Annotated in this window: 20 protein-coding genes and 2 pseudogenes; 8 read left to right on the plus strand and 14 right to left on the minus strand. The window is 57.6% G+C overall.

Annotated features, from left to right (window positions below):
* Nucleotides 1–394: 394 nt before the first annotated feature.
* From ACA068_RS17950 to ACA068_RS17960, 3 genes and pseudogenes are all read right to left on the minus strand, one after another.
* Nucleotides 395–568 (minus strand): annotated as a pseudogene (locus ACA068_RS17950) (GFA family protein); the annotation flags it as partial.
* A 230-nt stretch (nucleotides 569–798) separates the two neighbouring features.
* Nucleotides 799–1,329: a tetratricopeptide repeat protein gene (locus ACA068_RS17955; RefSeq protein WP_497303655.1), complete on the minus strand. Its 531-nt coding sequence runs from the start codon at nucleotides 1,327–1,329 to the stop codon at nucleotides 799–801.
* A gap of 345 nt (nucleotides 1,330–1,674) precedes the next feature.
* On the minus strand, nucleotides 1,675–2,034 hold the full coding sequence (locus tag ACA068_RS17960; protein ID WP_497303657.1) for a hypothetical protein: 360 nt from the start codon (nucleotides 2,032–2,034) through the stop codon (nucleotides 1,675–1,677).
* A gap of 413 nt (nucleotides 2,035–2,447) precedes the next feature.
* Here ACA068_RS17960 and ACA068_RS17965 point away from each other — a divergent pair, with 413 nt between their 5' ends.
* Nucleotides 2,448–2,714, plus strand: coding sequence for a Rid family hydrolase (locus tag ACA068_RS17965; protein WP_497310624.1), 267 nt, complete (start codon nucleotides 2,448–2,450; stop codon nucleotides 2,712–2,714).
* A gap of 4 nt (nucleotides 2,715–2,718) precedes the next feature.
* Here ACA068_RS17965 and ACA068_RS17970 read toward each other — a convergent pair whose 3' ends face one another.
* Nucleotides 2,719–3,624, minus strand: a complete 906-nt coding sequence (locus tag ACA068_RS17970) for a LysR family transcriptional regulator (protein WP_497303659.1) — start codon at nucleotides 3,622–3,624, stop codon at nucleotides 2,719–2,721.
* Between the two features lie 193 nt (nucleotides 3,625–3,817).
* On the opposite strand from ACA068_RS17970, the gene ACA068_RS17975 reads away from it, so the two are divergent.
* From ACA068_RS17975 to ACA068_RS17995, 5 genes and pseudogenes are all read left to right on the plus strand, one after another.
* A complete protein-coding gene (locus ACA068_RS17975; RefSeq protein WP_497303661.1) occupies nucleotides 3,818–4,390 on the plus strand; it encodes a chorismate mutase in 573 nt (190 codons plus the stop codon).
* Nucleotides 4,391–4,521: 131 nt separating this feature from the next.
* On the plus strand, nucleotides 4,522–4,845 hold the full coding sequence (locus ACA068_RS17980) for a hypothetical protein (protein WP_462027654.1): 324 nt from the start codon (nucleotides 4,522–4,524) through the stop codon (nucleotides 4,843–4,845).
* A gap of 196 nt (nucleotides 4,846–5,041) precedes the next feature.
* The gene (locus ACA068_RS17985; protein WP_497303664.1) at nucleotides 5,042–5,470 is read left to right on the plus strand and encodes a nuclear transport factor 2 family protein; all 429 of its coding nucleotides are present in this window, start codon (nucleotides 5,042–5,044) and stop codon (nucleotides 5,468–5,470) included.
* Between the two features lie 270 nt (nucleotides 5,471–5,740).
* Nucleotides 5,741–5,941, plus strand: a pseudogene (locus tag ACA068_RS17990) (hypothetical protein); the annotation flags it as partial.
* Nucleotides 5,942–5,988: 47 nt separating this feature from the next.
* On the plus strand, nucleotides 5,989–6,441 hold the full coding sequence (locus ACA068_RS17995) for a hypothetical protein (RefSeq protein ID WP_497303666.1): 453 nt from the start codon (nucleotides 5,989–5,991) through the stop codon (nucleotides 6,439–6,441).
* Between the two features lie 100 nt (nucleotides 6,442–6,541).
* Here ACA068_RS17995 and ACA068_RS18000 read toward each other — a convergent pair whose 3' ends face one another.
* The 3 genes from ACA068_RS18000 to ACA068_RS18010 all read right to left on the minus strand — a co-directional run bounded on the left by ACA068_RS18000 (nucleotide 6,542) and on the right by ACA068_RS18010 (nucleotide 9,171).
* The gene (locus ACA068_RS18000) at nucleotides 6,542–7,000 is read right to left on the minus strand and encodes a MarR family winged helix-turn-helix transcriptional regulator (protein ID WP_497303668.1); all 459 of its coding nucleotides are present in this window, start codon (nucleotides 6,998–7,000) and stop codon (nucleotides 6,542–6,544) included.
* 252 nt (nucleotides 7,001–7,252) lie between these two features.
* Nucleotides 7,253–8,458: an epoxide hydrolase family protein gene (locus ACA068_RS18005; protein ID WP_497303670.1), complete on the minus strand. Its 1,206-nt coding sequence runs from the start codon at nucleotides 8,456–8,458 to the stop codon at nucleotides 7,253–7,255.
* Nucleotides 8,459–8,718: 260 nt separating this feature from the next.
* Nucleotides 8,719–9,171: an Ohr family peroxiredoxin gene (locus ACA068_RS18010; RefSeq protein ID WP_497303671.1), complete on the minus strand. Its 453-nt coding sequence runs from the start codon at nucleotides 9,169–9,171 to the stop codon at nucleotides 8,719–8,721.
* A gap of 354 nt (nucleotides 9,172–9,525) precedes the next feature.
* Between ACA068_RS18010 and ACA068_RS18015 the strand changes: the two genes are divergently transcribed.
* A complete protein-coding gene (locus tag ACA068_RS18015) occupies nucleotides 9,526–10,443 on the plus strand; it encodes a LysR substrate-binding domain-containing protein (protein ID WP_497303673.1) in 918 nt (305 codons plus the stop codon).
* 464 nt (nucleotides 10,444–10,907) lie between these two features.
* Here ACA068_RS18015 and ACA068_RS18020 read toward each other — a convergent pair whose 3' ends face one another.
* Nucleotides 10,908–12,767 (minus strand): ABC transporter ATP-binding protein, encoded by a 1,860-nt coding sequence (locus tag ACA068_RS18020; RefSeq protein WP_497303675.1) that lies wholly within the window; start codon nucleotides 12,765–12,767, stop codon nucleotides 10,908–10,910.
* 403 nt (nucleotides 12,768–13,170) lie between these two features.
* Here ACA068_RS18020 and ACA068_RS18025 point away from each other — a divergent pair, with 403 nt between their 5' ends.
* Nucleotides 13,171–13,866 carry a tRNA (adenine(22)-N(1))-methyltransferase gene (locus ACA068_RS18025; protein ID WP_497303677.1) on the plus strand — a complete coding sequence of 232 codons (696 nt, stop codon included), beginning with the start codon at nucleotides 13,171–13,173 and terminating at the stop codon, nucleotides 13,864–13,866.
* 59 nt (nucleotides 13,867–13,925) lie between these two features.
* On the opposite strand, the gene ACA068_RS18030 is transcribed toward ACA068_RS18025, so the two are convergent.
* The 6 genes from ACA068_RS18030 to ACA068_RS18055 all read right to left on the minus strand — a co-directional run bounded on the left by ACA068_RS18030 (nucleotide 13,926) and on the right by ACA068_RS18055 (nucleotide 19,068).
* Nucleotides 13,926–14,276: an antibiotic biosynthesis monooxygenase family protein gene (locus ACA068_RS18030; protein WP_497303679.1), complete on the minus strand. Its 351-nt coding sequence runs from the start codon at nucleotides 14,274–14,276 to the stop codon at nucleotides 13,926–13,928.
* A gap of 34 nt (nucleotides 14,277–14,310) precedes the next feature.
* Entirely contained in the window at nucleotides 14,311–15,294 is a 984-nt protein-coding gene (locus tag ACA068_RS18035) for a zinc-dependent alcohol dehydrogenase family protein (RefSeq protein ID WP_497303680.1), read from the minus strand.
* 63 nt (nucleotides 15,295–15,357) lie between these two features.
* Nucleotides 15,358–15,660, minus strand: coding sequence for an ArsR/SmtB family transcription factor (locus tag ACA068_RS18040; RefSeq protein WP_497303681.1), 303 nt, complete (start codon nucleotides 15,658–15,660; stop codon nucleotides 15,358–15,360).
* A 91-nt stretch (nucleotides 15,661–15,751) separates the two neighbouring features.
* Nucleotides 15,752–16,678, minus strand: a complete 927-nt coding sequence (locus ACA068_RS18045) for a Gfo/Idh/MocA family protein (protein ID WP_497303683.1) — start codon at nucleotides 16,676–16,678, stop codon at nucleotides 15,752–15,754.
* 150 nt (nucleotides 16,679–16,828) lie between these two features.
* The gene (locus tag ACA068_RS18050; protein WP_497310625.1) at nucleotides 16,829–17,947 is read right to left on the minus strand and encodes an agmatine deiminase family protein; all 1,119 of its coding nucleotides are present in this window, start codon (nucleotides 17,945–17,947) and stop codon (nucleotides 16,829–16,831) included.
* A gap of 23 nt (nucleotides 17,948–17,970) precedes the next feature.
* Nucleotides 17,971–19,068: an extracellular solute-binding protein gene (locus ACA068_RS18055; RefSeq protein WP_497303685.1), complete on the minus strand. Its 1,098-nt coding sequence runs from the start codon at nucleotides 19,066–19,068 to the stop codon at nucleotides 17,971–17,973.
* Nucleotide 19,069: the final 1 nt, after the last annotated feature.

Here is a 19,069-nt window from a genome sequence, read left to right on the forward strand (position 1 = left end):
GGCCCTGCAAACGTTACTTTCTTTTGCCCCCTCGCGGCTCACAGGAAAGGCTGCTGGCCCGAGCTACTGACAACAGACAGCAATCGGCCAACAGCAGCCGGTCGTCAAACCGGTCTTGTCGCTGCTGAAAAGCTACATTAACCCCGAGCGCAACTAACAAGGTTCCTATTGTTTTCCCTTCCCACCGACGTAGCCTTGAAAGGCCCTTGATCCACTGGCTCAAGGGTCGAATGGCGATTGCAACGATACTGGTATAGATCGCGCTGAGCCCCAAAAAACAACAAGCCTAGTACCGCGCATTGACTCAAGGATGAGCCTGATTCCGGGTGACCCAAAGCCGAGGTTCGCTTTCGCTGCGAGGTTCAGATGTCAGAAGGTCCTGGGTCAATCATTGAATCGCGCCCTGCCCTTCTTCCCATCGAAAGTCGCTAGCTTTGACCAGCGTGGCGAGATTATGGCCGACCCCGGTTTGCTTGCGGCACAGGGTGCAATGGCAGCGATAAAAAAATCGCGGTTCAACCCCCAGGGAAAAGCGTACAGCCCCACAAAGACATTGTCCTGATGCCATGGGTATGGGACCGGCCAGTACGGCTATGTTCGACGACACTTGCGGCAATCTGTTCCAGATCGCCCGTCGTGGAACCTTAGTTTTTGGTCTTCCTGAAACAGCTCTCCTTCTGATTTCACGACTGTTGGGGCCGAGCGCGGCCCGAACCGAACGCAGGCTTCGCCAGCGGCTAAAGATCGCATTACGGCTTACCTCATCGGCATTAGCTTCACCTGTCGGACTTTTGTGCATCACTTGCAGCATCGCTCACCCACCCGGCAAAAACACGATGCCGTAATCTCCACATCAGCCCGCGCCATGGCCAGGTCAAGCCGAGTCTTGGCCGCCGCGGCTTCAGCGTCCCGTCCCAGGCGTTTCAGGCATTCCACGTAACCGTGGAGGCTCCACACATTGTCCAGATGCCAGGACGCGCGGGCGAGGGTGTTGTCCAGTCCGAGATCGGCCCGATAGGCCTGCAAGGCTTCTTCTACCCTGCCCTGTTCCAGAAGCAGCGCGCCCAGGGCATGCCTGACCGGTTGCATCCAGCCCCATGGCTCGTCATAAGGCAGGTTGTCGTCCAATGCCAGTGCCTCGCGCAGGTAGACAAACGCGTTGTCGTAGTTACCATTGCGGTACTCAATTTCGCCGCGCAGCATGGCGCCGTCCACCGCCAGGATGTCGAGGCAGGTGTTGTTGAAGATGTAACGTGTTGGCGACACTCGGGTCAGGGCATTGATGAAGAGTTGCTGTTCGGTTTCCGCAATGACGCAAATGCCCGGCATCCGGCACCAGGTCACGCAGGACGTCACCGGCGCGCAACGCACGCTCCGGGTAAGGCGACATTTCCATCGTGTGGACGTACATGAGCAGCACGCCCAGGTGCGGCGCATCGCCGTGCTGCTCCATCCGCCGCAGCGCTGTCTCCAGCACGGCCACCGCCTCCAGGGTGTCGGCGCCCGGTGCCGGCGCACCGGTTTTCAGGTCCCATAATTGCCAGGCGGTCGATCAACGCTTCGGCAAACAGCGCAACGACGTCGGGATCATCAGGGAAGGCTTTGTAGACATCGCGCATCGACGCCGCGTAGTCGTCGTTCCAGCCGAAGAGTTGCTCAAGGCTGATCGCTTCATCAGCCTGGTAACGTTTGTCCAACGCCCGAATCAGCGCCTGCTCGACCGGCTTTTTCGCCGTCTAGATGCGCCAGCGCGGTGTGCGTCGCCAGTCGGGCACGGGTCACAGCTTCTTTCAATTCTTGTTCTATGAAGGCATCCCAGCGCTTGTTGTAGTTGGGCCCCGAGGCGTAGGCGATGCCCCAGTAGGCCATCGCGCACTCGCTGTCGTGTTCGGCTGCCTTGTGGAAACAGCGAATGGATTCGTCGTGGTTGTAGCCGTAGCACCAGATCAAACCTCGATCGAACCAGAGTTGGGTCTGGGGTGAGCTCGTCATCACCGGGCGACTGTAGGTGCCTAAATCGTAATAGTCGTGCATCGGTTTATCCTCTCGACCAGAGCATGAAACCTCGCAGGAAATACTTGTAGACGGGGACGGATCAAGCGGTCTGATTTCCCGGAGAACGTGGATATCTGAGGAGTTAAAGCATAGACCCGCGCTCTTGGCTGAGTTTTTTTATGCATCACGCAAATCCAACTATCCATGCACATGGTTAGTCATGGCAGTTTTAACGGCTATTGATCCTCCATTCCGTCTATTAGCATCGGCAACAGGTAGAAGGCTCTGCCGACAATCGAACTGAACAGAGAAGCACAATGAACAAGCCCGAGTTTTTTGTTACCCCCGGCTATGGGGAAACGCTCCTCAATGCGTTGCACTACTCGCAAGCCGTAAAAATTGGCGATCGTGTGGAGACGTCAGGCTAGGGCGGTTGGAATGACGCACTGCAGATTCCCGAATCGATCGAGGATGAGATTGCTCAGGCGTTTCAAAACCTGGGGCGAACCCTGGCCACGGCGGGTGCCAGTTGGGAGCATGTGGTCCACGTCAACTCTTATCATGTGGGAGGTTTCCCCCCGATAGTCAACGAGACGATGGCCAGGTTGTATCGCCATTACATGCCCAACCACGCCCCCATCTGGACACAACTCGCAGTCGCGGTGCTGGGTCTTCCGACGATGCGCATTGAAATCCGCGTTACGGCCATTGTTCCTTGAGTTTTCAATGGACGGACGACTCTTCTCTGAATGTCTGAATCACCCAATCGATAAAAACCTTTAGCCGGGCATTTTGATGTCGATTGGGTGGATAGAGGACATGAAACTGCATGGCTGGACGAGACCAGTCTTCCAAAACGGCAACTAACTCGCCAGTGTCCAGATAGGGCTGAACAATGCGCCTGAAGTGCTGCCCGATACCGAGTCCCGCGAGCATCATTTCTTTAAGGCCATTGCCGTCATTCGTCGAAAATTCGCAGTCAGCGACTTCATATCGATGAGTGCCGTTCTCGAAAATCAAGGGTTCCGGTTTACCCGTCGCGGCAAAGAAGTAGCCAGCCTGAACATGGTTAGTCTGGAGATCATTGGGGGAAGACGGCCTCCCCATGCGTTTGAGGTAAGCGGGGGCCGCGCAGGTCACGTAGTGAAGGTCGACAAGCGTGCGGCCGATCATCGTCATGTCATCCAGTTCACCGGCACGAATCACGCAATCCACGCCTTCGCCAACGATATTCACTGGCCGGTCGCTGATGCCTAACGCGAGCGTGATATCGGGATACTCGCGATGAAAAGCAGGCAACGCGGGAATCAGCAGGCAACTGGCGAATGAGGCTGGCGCATCGACCCGCAGGTGTCCGCCTGGCTTGAGCTTTTTACCTCGCGCAGCGGTGTCCACAGAATCCAGTTCGGTAATCAGACGCGTCGCATGACTGTAGTACTCCAGCCCATCCGATGTGGCGGCGACCGCACGGGTGGTTCGGTGCATCAGCTGGATGCCAAGATGCCTTTCGAGGTCGGTTATCAACTTGCTGACCGTCGAACGTGGCAGCGCCAGTTGGTCTGCGGCCCGACTGAAAGAGCCTGTTTCCACAACACGTACAAAAGCACGCATTGCTAAAAGTTGGTTCACTGTGGTCTACCCGCTTCATGATGAACATGCAGCCTTACTGTCCATGAATCTGCACAGTGATGACTGAAATCAGTATGTTTGTTCTGAGTTTCAGTCTAACTCAGCGGGCGCTCCAGGCGTTGTATGCTTGGCGCCCCTATGTGATACACACCACCTGATTGTGTGAGTCCTGAGTTCTGACGAGGTTTTGCTTATGCCCCGCTCCCCACGCATCCCGCAACTGCTGACCTGCGCCCTCATCGTTTTATTCGCTGGCGGCGCACAGGCGAGCACGCCCTCCCCGGTGCCCGAGAGTTTGCAACCGCTGCTGGTGACGATGAACGAGCGCCTGAGCATTGGTGATCTGGTGGCGCTGACCAAGTGGGACAGCGGCAAACCAATCCAGGACAGTGCCCGTGAAGCGCAAGTTATCGCTAACGCCAGGAAGATGGCCGTTAAACGCAAACTGGACCCGGAACAGGTCGCCGAGTTGATCGCCGCACAGATTGAAGCCAACAAGCTCGTGCAGTACGGGCTTATCGCTAATTGGCGGGCGGCCGGCAAGGCGCCTGACACACCGCGGCCGGACCTCGCCAGGCAGATCAGGCCCCAACTGGATGAGCTGCAAAACCGTCTGTTGCAGCAATACGCTGAGTTCGCGCCCTATCGCAAAGACCCGAAATGCCCGGACTGGCTGGGTGAGGCGCGCGCCGGCCTGATCAAGGACCAGCTGCATGGTCAGGCATTGATACGCGCGACCGGGGAGCTGTGTGTCGCTGATCATTGACAGGCCGACGGCGGTCTCGACCAGCCATTGACAGCATCAATAGTCACCATTAACTCAATGAAGTTCTCTTAAAAACTCCGGGGCGTAACATCGCCTCCATACCAAACAACTACACCCCGGAGCACACAATCATGAAACGCCAACTCCTTCTCAGCATCGCATTCTCGGTTTTTGCAGTTAACGCTTTCGCCGCTACCTCTGCTCACCCGGTTGTCGCTGAAGGCGGCTCGGATCGTCTGATTGAAAGTCGTGTGGCTGAGGGTGGATCGGACCGTCTGATCGAAAACCGCGTTGCCGAAGGTGGCTCGGATCGTTTGATCGAAAACCGCGTTGCTGAAGGTGGTTCCGACCGTCTGATCGAAAACCGCGTTGCCGAAGGTGGTTCGGATCGCCTGATCGAAAACCGCGTTGCCGAAGGCGGCTCGGATCGTCTGATCGAAAACCGCGTTGCCTGAATGAATGGCTTCACAGCGGTACCCAACAAAGCCCGGCCTGACCCGCCGGGCTTTTTTGTGAGCTACTTTTAGTAGATTCGCATAGCCGCCAGTCGCTCCTGGCGGCACTATTAGGGTCTTGCGGCAAGCCATCGGGCGACACTGCATGTGCAACACTGAAGCGTTCTACAGAACAACAAAAATACAGGAGTTGAAAATGTCTGAACTGAACCTGCACCCCAACGCTGCACACTCCCTGAAGCAATGGCACGACATGATCCGCAAGGGTGACTTGAGCGCCCTGCCGGAGTTGTTGGACCCGCAAGCGGTATTCCGCTCGCCGATGGCCCACACACCCTACCCGGGAGCGGCCGTGGTATCGATGATTCTCAACACGGTAGTCAATGTATTTGAGGATTTTGCCTATCACCGCGAACTGTCGACAGCCGACGGCTTGAGCGTCGTCCTGGAGTTCAGCGCCAAAGTCAGCGGTAAAGAGTTAAAGGGCATCGACATGATCCGGTTCAATGAACAGGGAAAAATCGTTGAGTTCGAGGTGATGGTCCGCCCATTCAGCGCCTTGCAAGCCTTGGGCGAGCAAATGGGACAACGCCTCGGCGCCTATCTGGCGGCCAGCAAAGCCTGATTGAACAGCATCGATTCAGACGAGGTGCTGCGGGGGCCGACAGGCAACCCGAGCACCTCGCCCACACAATCACAAAGGAAGCGGCCTGTCCTGAATGACCCGTTTCATGACGAGGGTGGAAGTAAGCCGTTGCAGATCAGCGCGGTCATGCAAAAGCCGAAGTCAGAATACTCAACGCCAAGGGCGTCACGGTGCTGGAGGCGACGATTGGCGGTGTATTGCCCGGGACGGAAGGACGTAGACGCCTGAAACAAATGCTTTTAGAGGGAGTATGCACGCTCTCCTGCGCCGCTTGAGCTGATGCTGGAGAGAACATGTTCGTGGGCAGGCCGGAGGGCAATTATGACCGGCTGCTGGATTTCAGTACGGTGACCGGGGGGTTGTTTTTTTGTGCCTTCCGTGGAGGGGTTGGAGGGGTTGGCTGAGCGTCAGGGAGAATTGGCACAAGCAGCACCGGGCGGCGATAAATGAGCTATACCGGCTAATCACCCATTGCAGTTCTTACGCAGGAGTTGGCAATGAACCTCCGACACTCACTTGCAATCCTAATGATCAGCGCAAGCCTCTTCGGCTGCGCCACTTCAACAGACCATGGCGTGTCTGTCCCCTTGGTCGCCACCCGACAGAACACCGGGCAGATCGGCAACGTGACGCTGGCAAGCTGGGACAAACAAACCGGACTCAGCTTCTTCATCAGTGGTGCTCCAAGCGGAGCGACTCTGCCCTTGCGTCTCTATAGCTTCATCCATAAAGGCAGCTGCCAGCAACCCGGGCCAGTGGCCTTTGCAATGAACGACAAGGTCAACACCCAGCGCGAAGCTGTGCGCGGCTGGTCGTTCTCAAGAAGTGCACCGATCGCCCTGCAAGACCTGCTTTCCGGCGAGTATTCCATTGTCGTGCGAACGGCTCCGGAGAGTGGCAACGTCGATATTTTTTGCGGAGATATCAAGCAGGGAGGCGCAGTGAAGTAGCCACTAGCGATCATGCGAGCACGGGACCGATTCATTTGTTTTGACGCTGTCGGGTCCGCCTCGGCCCCTGCGGCAATGCACACTGCTTATTCGAAACGGCTTATTCCCTGTCTTTCGTAGTTCGGATGAGGTTGTCCCGTAATTTCACAATGGCTTTCTGCATTTGCACGAATTCGTCGGGATCAAGACCGGTTTGCGGGAAGCCTTCTTCCGTGAGGCCTTCACGCAGTTTTCGCCCCTCGTTTGTGAGGCTGATGCGTACCTGGCGTTCGTCTTCCGGGTCGCGCTGGCGCAACAGATAACCCATCGCTTCCAGTTTCTTCAGGATCGGCGTGAGGGTGTTGGATTCGAGGAACAGCTTTTCGCCAAGGCTGCCAACGGTCTGGTTGTCTTCTTCCCACAGCACAACAAGGGTGATGTATTGCGTATAGGTAAGTCCGAGCCGTTCGAGCATTGGCTTGTAAGCCTTGCCGAAAGCGAGGTTAGAGGAATAAACCGCAAAACACAGGAAGTCGGAAAGCTTCAGGTCGAGGGCAGCTGTCTTTTTGGTGGATTTCATGAGCGTTCTCTGTGGCCAAAGACGAAAGGACTGCAAGGTCAGACTATACGTCGCATGCGATGGTATCGGAAGTGCTCACTGCTACGGTCGTCGCTTTCAGGTCTATCAGGCCTGTGAAGGCCGACGACCGGCTCAACGGAATTCCCCCTGATCGCACGGTCCGGATCACTTTCACGCATGACGATCAACGATCCGAACCGAGCCATTCTGATCATGACAAGATCAGTACTTCGATGCCTGTGGGCCTGTCACTTACCTCATCGACTTGAACCCGGCCCGGACTTCCTGTGAGAACAGTTGCGGTTGCTCCCATGCAGCAAAGTGCCCGCCTTTGGGAAGCTCGTTGTAATGCACAAGTTTGGGATAGGCCTGCTCCGACCAACTTTTCGGCGCCGCATACAGTTCATCAGGAAACACGCTAACCGCGACCGGGATGTTGACGCCCTTGACGGCGAAGAATGTTGACTTGTTCTCCCAATAGAGCCGCCCCGAAGAAACAGCCGTTTTGGTCAGCCAGAACAGCGTGATGTTGTCGAGGACGTCATCGGGCGTGAGACCTTCCGGTTGTCCGTCAATCGAACGCGCAATCATCTCGTAGCTTTTAGGATCGTGATCAAGCATGAAGGCCGCCAGCCCAACGGGTGAATCGTTGAGACCTGTCAGCGACTGAGGCCGATCACCCATCATGATCGCGTAACCGATGTGCTTGTAAGTATTGGCGAGTTGATCAGCCGCTCGCTTCTCTTCCTCAGAAAGACCGCTGGGCACCGGATCACCGCGAAACAACGCCGCATCTAGTTCGGGAGGGATGACGCCGGGCATGTTCGAATGAATACCGATCAAGCCAGGTGGTGCCTTTGCAGCCATCAAGTCGACAACGATAGCCCCCCAATCGCCACCTTGCGCCCCATACCGGGTGTATCCGAGACGCTTCATCAGCTCGATGTAGGCATCGGCGATACGATCGGGATTCCAACCAGCCACGGTCGGTTTTTCCGAAAAGCCGTAACCCGGCATCGATGGAATCACCAGGCTGAACGCCTCGCCAGCACTACCGCCATACGCCACAGGATCGGTGAGTGGCCCAATGACTTTCATCAACTCGATCACCGACCCTGGCCAGCCGTGAGCCATCAGCAGTGGCAACGCATTCTCGTGTTTTGAGCCGACATGAATGAAATGGATGTCCAGGCCATCAATATTCGTAACGAAGTTTGGAACTGCGTTTATCTTCGATTCGATGACTCGCCAGTCGTACTGGGTCGCCCAGTGTTTGGCCAGTTTCTGGATCGTCGCCAGTTGTACACCTTGAGAGGAATCATTGACGGTTTCCTTGTCCGGCCAGCGTGTTGCTTCTATACGCCTGCGCAACTCTGAAAGATCAGCCTCTTTAGCGCTGAAATGAAAGGGCCGTATTTCAGCGAAAACACTATTTGTTTTTGTTGAAGTATTAGTCATAGCGTCAGTCCTGATGGATAAACCGAGTAACCCTAGCGGTGCGACAGCGCAAGTCACTGCAGCAGCGCCGCAAAAATTACGTCTGGTCAGGGGAAGTTGTTTGATGTGTTTTGACATATCAGGCTCCCAAGGCGCGAAGCCACCCGTAGATCCCCTCTTTGATTGACGGGACCCTAACGACAAATAGGTATTTATGGCGGGCGTTGTAACAACCCGGATCGGTGTTTTTTATAGCCTGGGTAACAAAGCAGAAAGTTAAATCACGACGTCTGCACATTTAATGAAACGTCGATATTGCCGCGCGTTGCCTTCGAGTAAGGGCACATCTGGTCCGCAGCATGTGCGACAGCGCAAGCGACCTCATGCGAGAGACCTGGCAGCCGTACATTGAACCGCGCCTGCAGGAAGTAAGCGTTCCCGGTTTGACCCAGATCGATCTCGACCTCGACGGACACGTCGGCTGGAATCGTTACCTTCAGTTCTTTGCCGGCCAAGCCAACGGCGGCGATGTAGCAGGCCGACCATGCCCCGGCAAACAACTGTTCGGCGGTCGGATGCGGTTGAGTAGCGGCGAAGACGTGGGCCGGTTTGGCGTTCCCGGGCGTCGAGAGTTCGATGTCGAGGTTGCCGTTGTGCCCCTGAGAAGTGTTTCCAGCGCTGCTCAGGGCGGTGTGGGTTTTTCCGGTAACCAGGACTTTTTCGATGTTGCTCATCGGTGATTCCTTGAGAATTTAGTGAAAGCCAAACAGCACGAAAGCGACGTAACTATCTGACAGGATTGATTTTATAGGCGCACTCAAGGGGTCGAGAAGAACGGAAAAAGCGATCACCTTCGGCTTTTCCGCCCACCACCGCTCGTCGCCAAGGCGCAACGTCCGCTTTGACATCACTGGGGGTTTAGTTGAATATTTATACATCGCATACGATCTAATCGATAGCGATAACAAGCCACCACATCCCCTGCCGTTTGGAGATTCAGCCATGAACACCGGAAGCAGCCACACCCTGTCGAGCAATGCCCATCGCGCTTCCCGTGGCCACAACGGCAACAACTGGATCACCGCTTCATGAAGTTGATCCAGCTTCGAGCCTTCTGCTCAGTGGTCGACAGGGGCAGCTTTCGTTCGGCGGCACGGGAACTGGACGCTGCCCAGAGCACGCTGACAGAGTCAGTTCAAAGTCTGGAAAGAGAACTCGGAGTCACCTTGTTGGTGCGCTCCAATCAAGGCATCAGCCTGACCCTGGCGGGTAAGGTTTTTCTGACCCGGGCACGCTTGATCATTCTGGATTGCGATCGCGCGGTGCAAGACGTCCGACAATGGAACGGAACGCCCGAAGGTCAGATCGCCTTGGGTGTCACAGCGGAACCAATGGCCGCGTGCCTGATGCCGGTTTTCAGCAGTTTTACCCGCCGTTTTCCAAACGTGCAGCTGCACGTCGCCAGCGGCAAGACCAGGATGCTGATCGAGATGATTCGCGCTGGCCGACTCGACTTTGTGATGGGTCCACTGAGTCCCGACGAGTGCGATATCGACCTGCACATCGAGCGGCTTTACAGCTCGAAAACCAGCGTCATTGCGCGAAAGGGCCATCCTCTGGCAGCGGCTCGTTCAGTGCGCGACTTGGCCAATAGCGAATGGATCAGCGTCCGGCCGGCGGGAGTCATAGGCAGTGCGGAGAACCAACTGATCGAGTTGTTCAGAGCCCAAGGCTTGCCGCCTCCGAAGATCGCGATCACGACCGAATCGCTGCTGGAAATCCTGCACATCATTTGCGAAACGGATTACCTGACCATAGAACCCAGCATGCTTCCCGGCATGAAGCTGTTTTCCTCGTCGCTGATCAGCTTACCGATTCAGGAGCCGTTGGAGTCGTGTGAGGTGTGCTTGGTCAGCCGCCGAGTGTCACCCTTCACCCAGGTGACGCAGGAGCTGACCAGCATGCTGATTTCATACTCGCGCTTGCGTCACCGGGCCAAGGGCTGAGCCTGCCCCGCCTCTCCTTTTCACTTTGACGCATGACGAGGGTCGTCACGACGGTCAATGTACTCAAGCCCCAGCGGACCTGCTCCATACACCTGAGAAATATATTCCCCCGATCTGGCCCAATGAAAATGCGGAGTGTTAGCCGGGAGCACCACTACACTGCCCGGGCCATAAGCGGGAAAGCTACGCCACTCCACGTCTTCGTTCTACAAAGAGCCCGTTTTACCGAGCGGCAGTGGTTGTGCTTGAACAACGGACACTGTTCGTTGTCAGGCAAGCAGTTTTCATAATGCTCGGCACCTGAGAAAAATGTCCTCTCTACTGTAGTGGTGGCGCTCTCCTGTGATAATGCCGCTGATGCGTATTTCAGTTGATACGCAATGTAATCAATAAAAAAACAGAGGTAATAGGCCAGTCGGCACCGCCAAAAAACCATACCGATAGATTCGTACCTCCCTCCCCCCTCACACCTGATCCATCGCCTCGAACACGCCCTTGTCCTCACCCAGGAACCCGCCGCTTTGATGCTGCCATAGCCGCGCATAGACGCCGTTCTTCCCAAGCAATTCGCTGTGAGTGCCCTGTTCGATGATGCGTCCGTCATCCATGACGATGAGCCGGTCCATGGCCGCAATCGTGGACAGCCGATGGGCGATCGCGATCACGGTCTTGCCCTGCATCATTTCATCAAGGCTTTCCTGAATGGCGACTTCGACTTCCGAGTCCAGCGCGCTGGTGGCCTCGTCAAGCAGCAGGATCGGGGCGTTCTTGAGCATCACACGGGCAATCGCGACGCGTTGGCGCTGGCCGCCCGACAGCTTGATGCCGCGCTCACCCACAAGGGTGTCGTAGCCGGTACGGCCTTGCCGGTCGCTCAGTTGGCTAATGAACCCATCGGCCTGGGCATTCGCCGCGGCGCTGCGAATTTGCGCGTCGGTCGCATCGGGACGGCCGTAGGCGATGTTGTCGCGAATAGAACGGTGCAGCAGGGAGGTGTCCTGCGTGACCATGCCGATGGAGCCGCGCAGGCTTTCTTGCGTCACGTGTGCGATGTTTTGGCCGTCGATGCGAATCACCCCGCTGTCGACGTCATAGAAGCGCAGCAGCAGGTTGATAAGCGTGGATTTGCCAGCGCCAGAGCGGCCGACCAGGCCGATTTTTTCGCCCGCACGAATGCTCAGGCTCAGGCCATCGAGCACCTGGCGTTCGCCATTGTAGTTGAAGCTCACCTTATCGAAGGTGACTGCGCCGCCAGAGGTCACTAGCGCGCCCGCGCCCGGTGCATCCTGCACCTTGGCGCCCAGGGTCAGTGTCGCCATGCCATCCTGTACGGTGCCGATGCTCTCGAACAACGAGGTCATTTGCCACATGATCCAATGCGACATGCCATTGATCCGCAACGCCATGGCGGTGATCGCCGCCACGGCACCCGCGCCGACCTCACCCTGGTGCCATAGCCACAGGGCATAACCGCCTGCGGCCATGATCAGCGCCACCACCAATGCCTGGTTGACGATCTCGAACAGGCTGACCAGGCGCATCTGGCGAAAGCCGGTTTGCTTGAAATCCTCCATCGCTGCACGCGCGAAGTGCGCTTCACGATTGGAGTGGGAGAACAGCTTCACCGTCGTGATATTGGTGTAGGCGTCTGAGATACGCCCGGTCATCATCGACCGCGCATTGGCCTGTTCCTGCCCGACTTTCCCCAGGCGGGGGACGAAGTACAGCATGGCCAGACCGAACAACACGACCCAGGCAACGAACGGCAGCATCAGTTTCAGAGCGAAGCCGCCGGCCAGTGCGATGATCGCGATGAAATACACCCCGATCCCGGGTGCGATCTCGATCAGGGTGAACAGCACGTCGCGCACCGCTAGCGCCGTCTGCATCACCTTGGTAGTGACTCGGCCGGAAAACTCATCGGAAAAAAACGAAAGGCTTTGCCGCAGCATCAGGCGATGGAAGTCCCAGCGCAGCCGCAACGGCAAGTTAATCGCCAATATCTGGTGCTGCACCATGGTGCGCAACGCCACCAGCCCGACACTGGTCACCATGACGATGCCCATGCCCCACAACACGCGACTTTCCTGCGCAGCCGCTTCACCGCCCGCCTGCCAGGTCGAGAGCAGGTCCACGACTTGCCCGAGGAAGGAAAACAGCCAGGCTTCGTAAATCGACACACAGGCACTGAGCAGCGCAAGCGCAAGGATGTAACCGCGGGCGCCCCGCGTGCAGGCCCACAGGAAGCGAGCCAGGCCGTCGGGTGGCGGTGGTACCTCGTCAGGAGGAAAGGGGTCGAGTCTTCGTTCAAACGCACGAAGCATGGTGTTCTCCAAAACGATCAAGTGGGGAGATTCTGCCATTGAACGGTTGCTTTGAGGGTTTTGTGAAGTTGAGGTAGGGCGCTGTTGGCCGATTGCAGGCAGTGACAAACGCCCGCAAACGACCCACAGCGCACGGTACGAGGTGCGTAGGATTTGTCATTATTTTTTTGGGGCGTCCTCGCGTTAGCGCACGATGCCTCACTGCGCCAGTCGCACGTTTCTAACAGCCGGACTAACTCAACAATGGCAAAAAGTGCGCGAATTCATATTCGCTTCGAGCGCTAAGGCACGGGGACGAACCATGGCCCCGGTCGCAGGGATTTGAAATCCACGGCGTTGCTCGACAGAATGGCGCCCCGATTCGGCCAAAGTGCCGGTCGTTCGTGTTGAAAAGGGGTTGTGGTTGAACGAACAGACATTGTCCATGCGCCTGGAACGCGTGGCGGCGCATGTGCCAGCCGGTGCGCGCCTCGCCGATATCGGCTCGGATCACGGCTACCTGCCGGTGGCGTTGATGCACCGTGGAGCCATCGCATCGGCGGTGGCCGGCGAGGTGGCATTGACGCCGTTCCACTCGGCCGAACGCACCGTGCGCGAGAGCGGCCAAGACCTGCGAATCACCGTGCGCCTGGCCAATGGCCTGGCGGCCATCGAGCCGGAAGACGGGATCACGGCGATCAGCATCTGCGGCATGGGTGGCGAGACAATCCGCGACATCCTCGACAGCGGCAAGGCGCACCTGAGCGGCCAGGAGCGCCTGATCCTGCAACCCAACGGCGGCGAGCAGCCGTTGCGCCAATGGCTGATGGACAACGGCTACCGCATCCTCTGCGAGGAACTGCTGCGGGAAAACTGTTTCGACTACGAAATCATCGTCGCCGAGCGCGCCGCTCCAGTGACGTACACCGCCGAGGAGCTGTACTTCGGCCCGCTGCAGATGCAGGCACGCAGCCCGGCGTTCCTGCTCAAGTGGCAGCGCATACTGCGCCACAAGCAGCAGACCCTGACCCACTTCGCCCGGGCGCGGCAGGCCGTGCCCGAGGAGAAACTGCAAGACATCGCCCGGCAAGCCCGATGGATCACCGAGCTGCTGGCTTGAAATTGTGAAGGGCTTACGCTAACAGTGCCGAGCCGTGATCCGGCAAAGCTACAAACGCCTCAGGCAACAGCATTCCCCATGCCGACGGCGCTGTTCGGATCATCATGTTCGCCTGTAGCAAAAGCGCCCCCCTCAATGTGATAGACCGTCGGCTCTTCCGAAAAATATTCCTCTAAGCCCAGCATGAACAGCCGATGGTCTTCACTCGATTCAAAGCCCGGCGTGTGATCCTCGAGCGATTGCCATCGCACAATCAGGTTGAATAGCTGGGGCGTTTCGATCCCTTGCGCGAGCAAGTGACCGCGGTAACCCTTTGCGCGACTGAGCAAAGGGGTGACCTCGGCAAATGCACGCCTGAACGCTTCAATGTGTTCTTTGTGAACGGGCAGCAGAGCGATTTCATAAATCATGGTGTTCCCCTAAAAGTGAGTACAACGGTCAAAATTACGCACTGACGAGATGGGACGACGGCCCGACTGCAATCGCGATTTTTCCTTGAACACCGTTGTTGGGCCTCTCCAGAAGGGCATGGGCGAGCGGAATGTCGGCAAGTGAATAGACGGCACCAACGTGCGGTCGCAGCTGACCGCGCGCTATCAATGCGCTCAACTCATCAAGCTTGCCGCGGTTTTGTCTTGTGAAAACGAAGTGATAACTCGCGTTCTTGCCCCAGGCCTGAACGACGTTTTGTGGCTGGGCAATGTCCACAATCGAGACAACGCGGCCCAGTTGGGCGAGCGTGTCGGGGCTGCGCGACAATGTATTGCCGCCGATGGTGTCGAACACGACATCGACTCCGCGACCACCCGTTCCCCGCATGATGGCGTCGACATAATCCTCCTTTTCATAGTCGATGATCACGTCGGCACCCATACTTCGTGCGAACTCAACGTTTGCTTCGCGCACGGTCGTGAACACCCTTGCTCCGATGGCTTTTGCCAGCTGGATCGCCACATGACCGACGCCTCCCGCGCCGCCGTGGATCAGGATGCTTTCCCCCACTCTCAGCGCCGCACGCACGACCAGTGCTTCCCACGCCGTTCCGCCGACCAGGCTCAGGCTTGCCGCCTCAAGATGGCTGAGTGTGGGAGGCTTCTTCCCGACAATACTTTCGGCAGCAACGTGGTACTCGGCATAACTTCCTGGCCCGTCAAATATTTGCGGGGTGTACCAGACTTCGTCTCCTGGAGCGAAGGTCGTCACACCCGGCCCGACTGCTTCAACTACGCCAGATACGTCGTGCCCGGTAATGGCCGGCAGTTGCACCAAGTCAGGATAATCGCCACGTCGGACCTGATAATCCAACGGATTGATGGAGGTTGCGTGCACCCGGACCAAAACTTGTCCCGTGTGCGGCACAGGCTTGGGAACGTCGCAAAGTTCGAACGATTCCGGGCCGCCAAATGATTTGAGCATGAGCGCTTTCATTGTCAATCCTCGTTTCGATAAAAAGGGATATCGGGATTTCTCGATATCTTGTGGTAAAAAAAACTACAACTCTTGCCCTATGATCTCGGCAAGAGCGCTGATGGTTGCTTCATTCCGCTTGTAGTAGGTCCACTGACCGATGCGCCTGACTTCGACCAAGCCCACTCGTTGCAACGTTGCCAGATAATCAGACACCGTCGACTGCGACAGGCCGACGCCTTCTTGAATACTACTGACGCAGACTCCCACCGTAAGAACGTCACCTTCATCCTGCGGAGGGAAGTTCTTGGCTGGATCCTTCAAACCTTTCAAGATTTCAAGGCGTGTACGGTTTGAGAGGGCTTTGAATATTTCGAGTAATTCCATGACCCGAAGATATCGAAATTTACCGATATGTCAATATATCAATGCGAGAGCCGCCGGCTGACGCTCGCCTCAACCTTTACCCCAGCAGCCGTTAATCGTAGAACGGCTCAACCGATACCCGACTGCCGACAAAAAAACTGTCGGCAACCAGTCGCAGCGGCTGGAGGTCCAGGTCACTGGTTTTGTCGCCAATCAGCTGTTGAAAATGTCGATACACCGCCGCGTACTCGCCCTCCTCCGAGACGGCTTGGCGCACGCCGTCGATACTCAAGAGTGCGCCACCGTTATCCAGTCGCAGGGTGCCTTCGGTGCAGCGAATCTCAATGCTCCAGAGCTCCTCATGGCCGTGGTCGAAATCAAACTCTGCGCGGACGTCGAGGTGACGGGCGTCAGACATTTTGATGGAAGCGGCAATCGGCGACTGGCAGTTGCTGGGGACGCGCAGTTCGGCAGACTCGACAAACAGCGGCAGCGCCAGCAGATGGGTTGCAATCGACAACGCATTGATACCGGGATCGAAGACGCCCAGGCCGCCGGGTTGCCAGATCCAGGCCTGACCGGGGTGCCATTTGCGCACGTCTTCCTTCCAGTCGATCTGCACGCTTTGCAGGGTGCGGGTGGCCAGCCAGGCACGGGCGGCTTCGATACCGGGCGCGTAGCGTGAATGCCAGGCGAACAAACCGCTGACGCCTTGCTCCTGTGCCTGATTCACCAGGGCCATCGCTTCACCCAACGTGGCGCACGGCGGTTTTTCGACCAGCACGTGTTTGCCAGCGGCCAGCGCTTGTTGCACCAGCGCGAAGCGACCTTGTGGCGGCGTGCAAAACGCAATCGCATCGACCTGCGGGCCATTGTCGAGCAGCTCGCCCAGGGACTGATAGTTCTCGACCCCGGCGCAGGGCTGCCCTTGCGTCGCGACAGACACCAGCTGGAACGCGGGGTTGGCGTGGATAGCGGGAACGTGCTGGTCCTGGGCAATCTTGCCGTAGCCCACCAGACCGAGACGGATCGGTTGCATCGATGACTCCTGATTCTTTGTCTTGTTTTAATTTTCGAATCGGCAAGATTACGTTTGTGTAGCGGGGAAGTCATTGATGACGTGCTTACGTTCCATCAGCACCCAAGCTTGGGCGCTGGTATCGCTGTTAACGAACGCTTTGGGTCGATGTCATGCCGCCGGTTGATGACTGGTCACACAGTGAATCCCCCCGCCGCCCGCCGCGATGGCGTCGATATTCAGCTGCACCACCTCCCGGTCCGGGTAGAGCTGCGACAACAGGTCAAACGCTTTCGCGTCCGCCGCCTTGTCACCAAACTCGGGCGCAATGACCGCGCCATTCACCAGGAAGTAGTTGATGTAACCGGCAGCAAAATCCGGATTGTCGCGGTTGAACAGGCTTTTGCGTGGATTGAGCGGTGGCGACAGGGTATGCACTTGCAGCTTTCGGCCGTCAGCATCGGTGGCGTTTTTGAGGATATCCAGATGCGCCAATGTCACTTTTCGGTCGTATGAATCGGGGTCGTTGTCGAGGTTGGCGATCACAACACCGGGCTGGGTGAAACGTGCATAGAAGTCGACGTGGGCGTCGGTGATGTCCTTGCCCTTGATGCCCGGCAGCCAGATGATTTTGCGCAACCCCAAACGGTCTTTCAGTTCCTGCTCGACCTCGGCTTTGCTCCAGTCGGGGTTGCGATTGCGGTTGATCCAGCTGCTTTCGGTCATGATCCCCGTGCCGTGGCCATCCACTTCGATACCACCGCCCTCGCCCACCAGTTCGCTGCGCAGGTAACGGGCATCCACCGTGTCGGCCACCAACGCGGCCAGTTGCGCATCCTTGTCATGCTGCTGCTTGTTGCCCCAGCCGTTGAAGTTGAAATCCACGGCGCCGAGCCCACCTTCGCCGTCGATGACGAAATTGGCGCCGATATCGCGCATCCAGATGTCGTCGAGCTCGGTGGTGACGTAGGTGATGTTAGTCGTGCCGCACTGTTCTTCGGCCAGACGCCGCTCGCGCTGGCGGCAGAACACGGTGACCGGCTCATAGCGCGCGATGGTGCGGGCGATCAGGCCAATGGCCGCTTGCACATGCGGCGTGAAATCCTCCCAGATGGCGCTCTGTGCGCCGAACGCGATGAAGGCCCGTTCGTGTCGGTCGCCCTCATCCGGCATGCGCCAACGACCCTGAGTCGCCGCGTGTACGGGCGCAAAGCTGAAGCCGAGGGAGGCAGCGGCGCCGAGACCGGCAATGACCGCCACCTGCTTGATGAAATCCCGCCGTGTCGGCAGGGATTGATCCTTCGAATGTGAACTCATTTCGCTGTCGCCGTCTTGAATTTGGTCCAGGTGCGCATCCGCGCCCGCATGTCGGATTGGGGAATGTCCTTACCCGGAATCAGCCGCGCATAGGTCGCCTCATCGAGGTAAATGTCCGGGTTGTTGCGCATCGTCGCATCGACGTCCGGGCGGGCCTTGGCGTTGGAAGTCGGGTAGCCGGTGAAGTTGCTGATGGCCGCCATGTTCTGCGGGCGCATGACGAAATTGATGAACGCGTAGGCGTACTCCGGGTGCCTGGCGTCGACCGGGATCGCCATGGTGTCCATCCACACGGTCGTGCCTTCGCGGGGAACACGGTATTCGAAACGGGTGTGTTTGCCGGCGCTGTCAGACGTGCGTTGTGCCTGGGTCATGTCGCCGCTGTAACCGAGGGACAGGCACAGGTTGCCGTTGACCAGATCGGTCACGGGTTGCGACTGGAACTTGCGAATGTGCGGTCGCAGTTTCATCAGCAACTCACTCGCCGCGGCCAGGTCTTCAGGCTTGGCGCTGCGTGGCTCGCGTCCGAGGTAGTTGAGCACCACCGCCAGCACTTCGTCCGGCGAGTCGATCATCGAAATACCGCAATCGGCAAACTTTGCCGCCAGTTCCGGTTTGAACAGCATGTCCAGGCTGTTGACCGGGGCGTTGGGCGAACGCTGTTTGATCTGTTCGTCGTTGTAGGTCAGGCCGATGGTGCCCCAGGTGTAAGGAACGGTGGCCTGGCTCGACGTTTCGTACTGCCTGCGCAGCTTTTGCAAACCGGGTTCGATGTCGTCCACAGAGGTGAGCTTTGCGCGATCCAGCGGCAGCAGACTGCCGGCGCGCATCAAGCGTTCGGCGACGGTGTCGCCGGGGAAGATCAGGTCATAACCACTGCCGCCGGCGAGCATCTTGGCTTCCAGGGTTTCGCTGCCATCCATGACGTCGTAGATCACTTTGATCCCGGTTTCAGCGGTGAATCTGGCGAGGGTGTCTTCGGCGAAATAGTCGGCCCAGTTGTAGAGTCGCAGGGTTTTCTCTTCGGCGTGCAGCGACGACGAGGCGATTGCCCATCCCAAGGCGCCGAGCAACAGCTTTCGGGGAGTACGCATA

The organism is Pseudomonas sp. LBUM1660 (assembly GCF_059695935.1).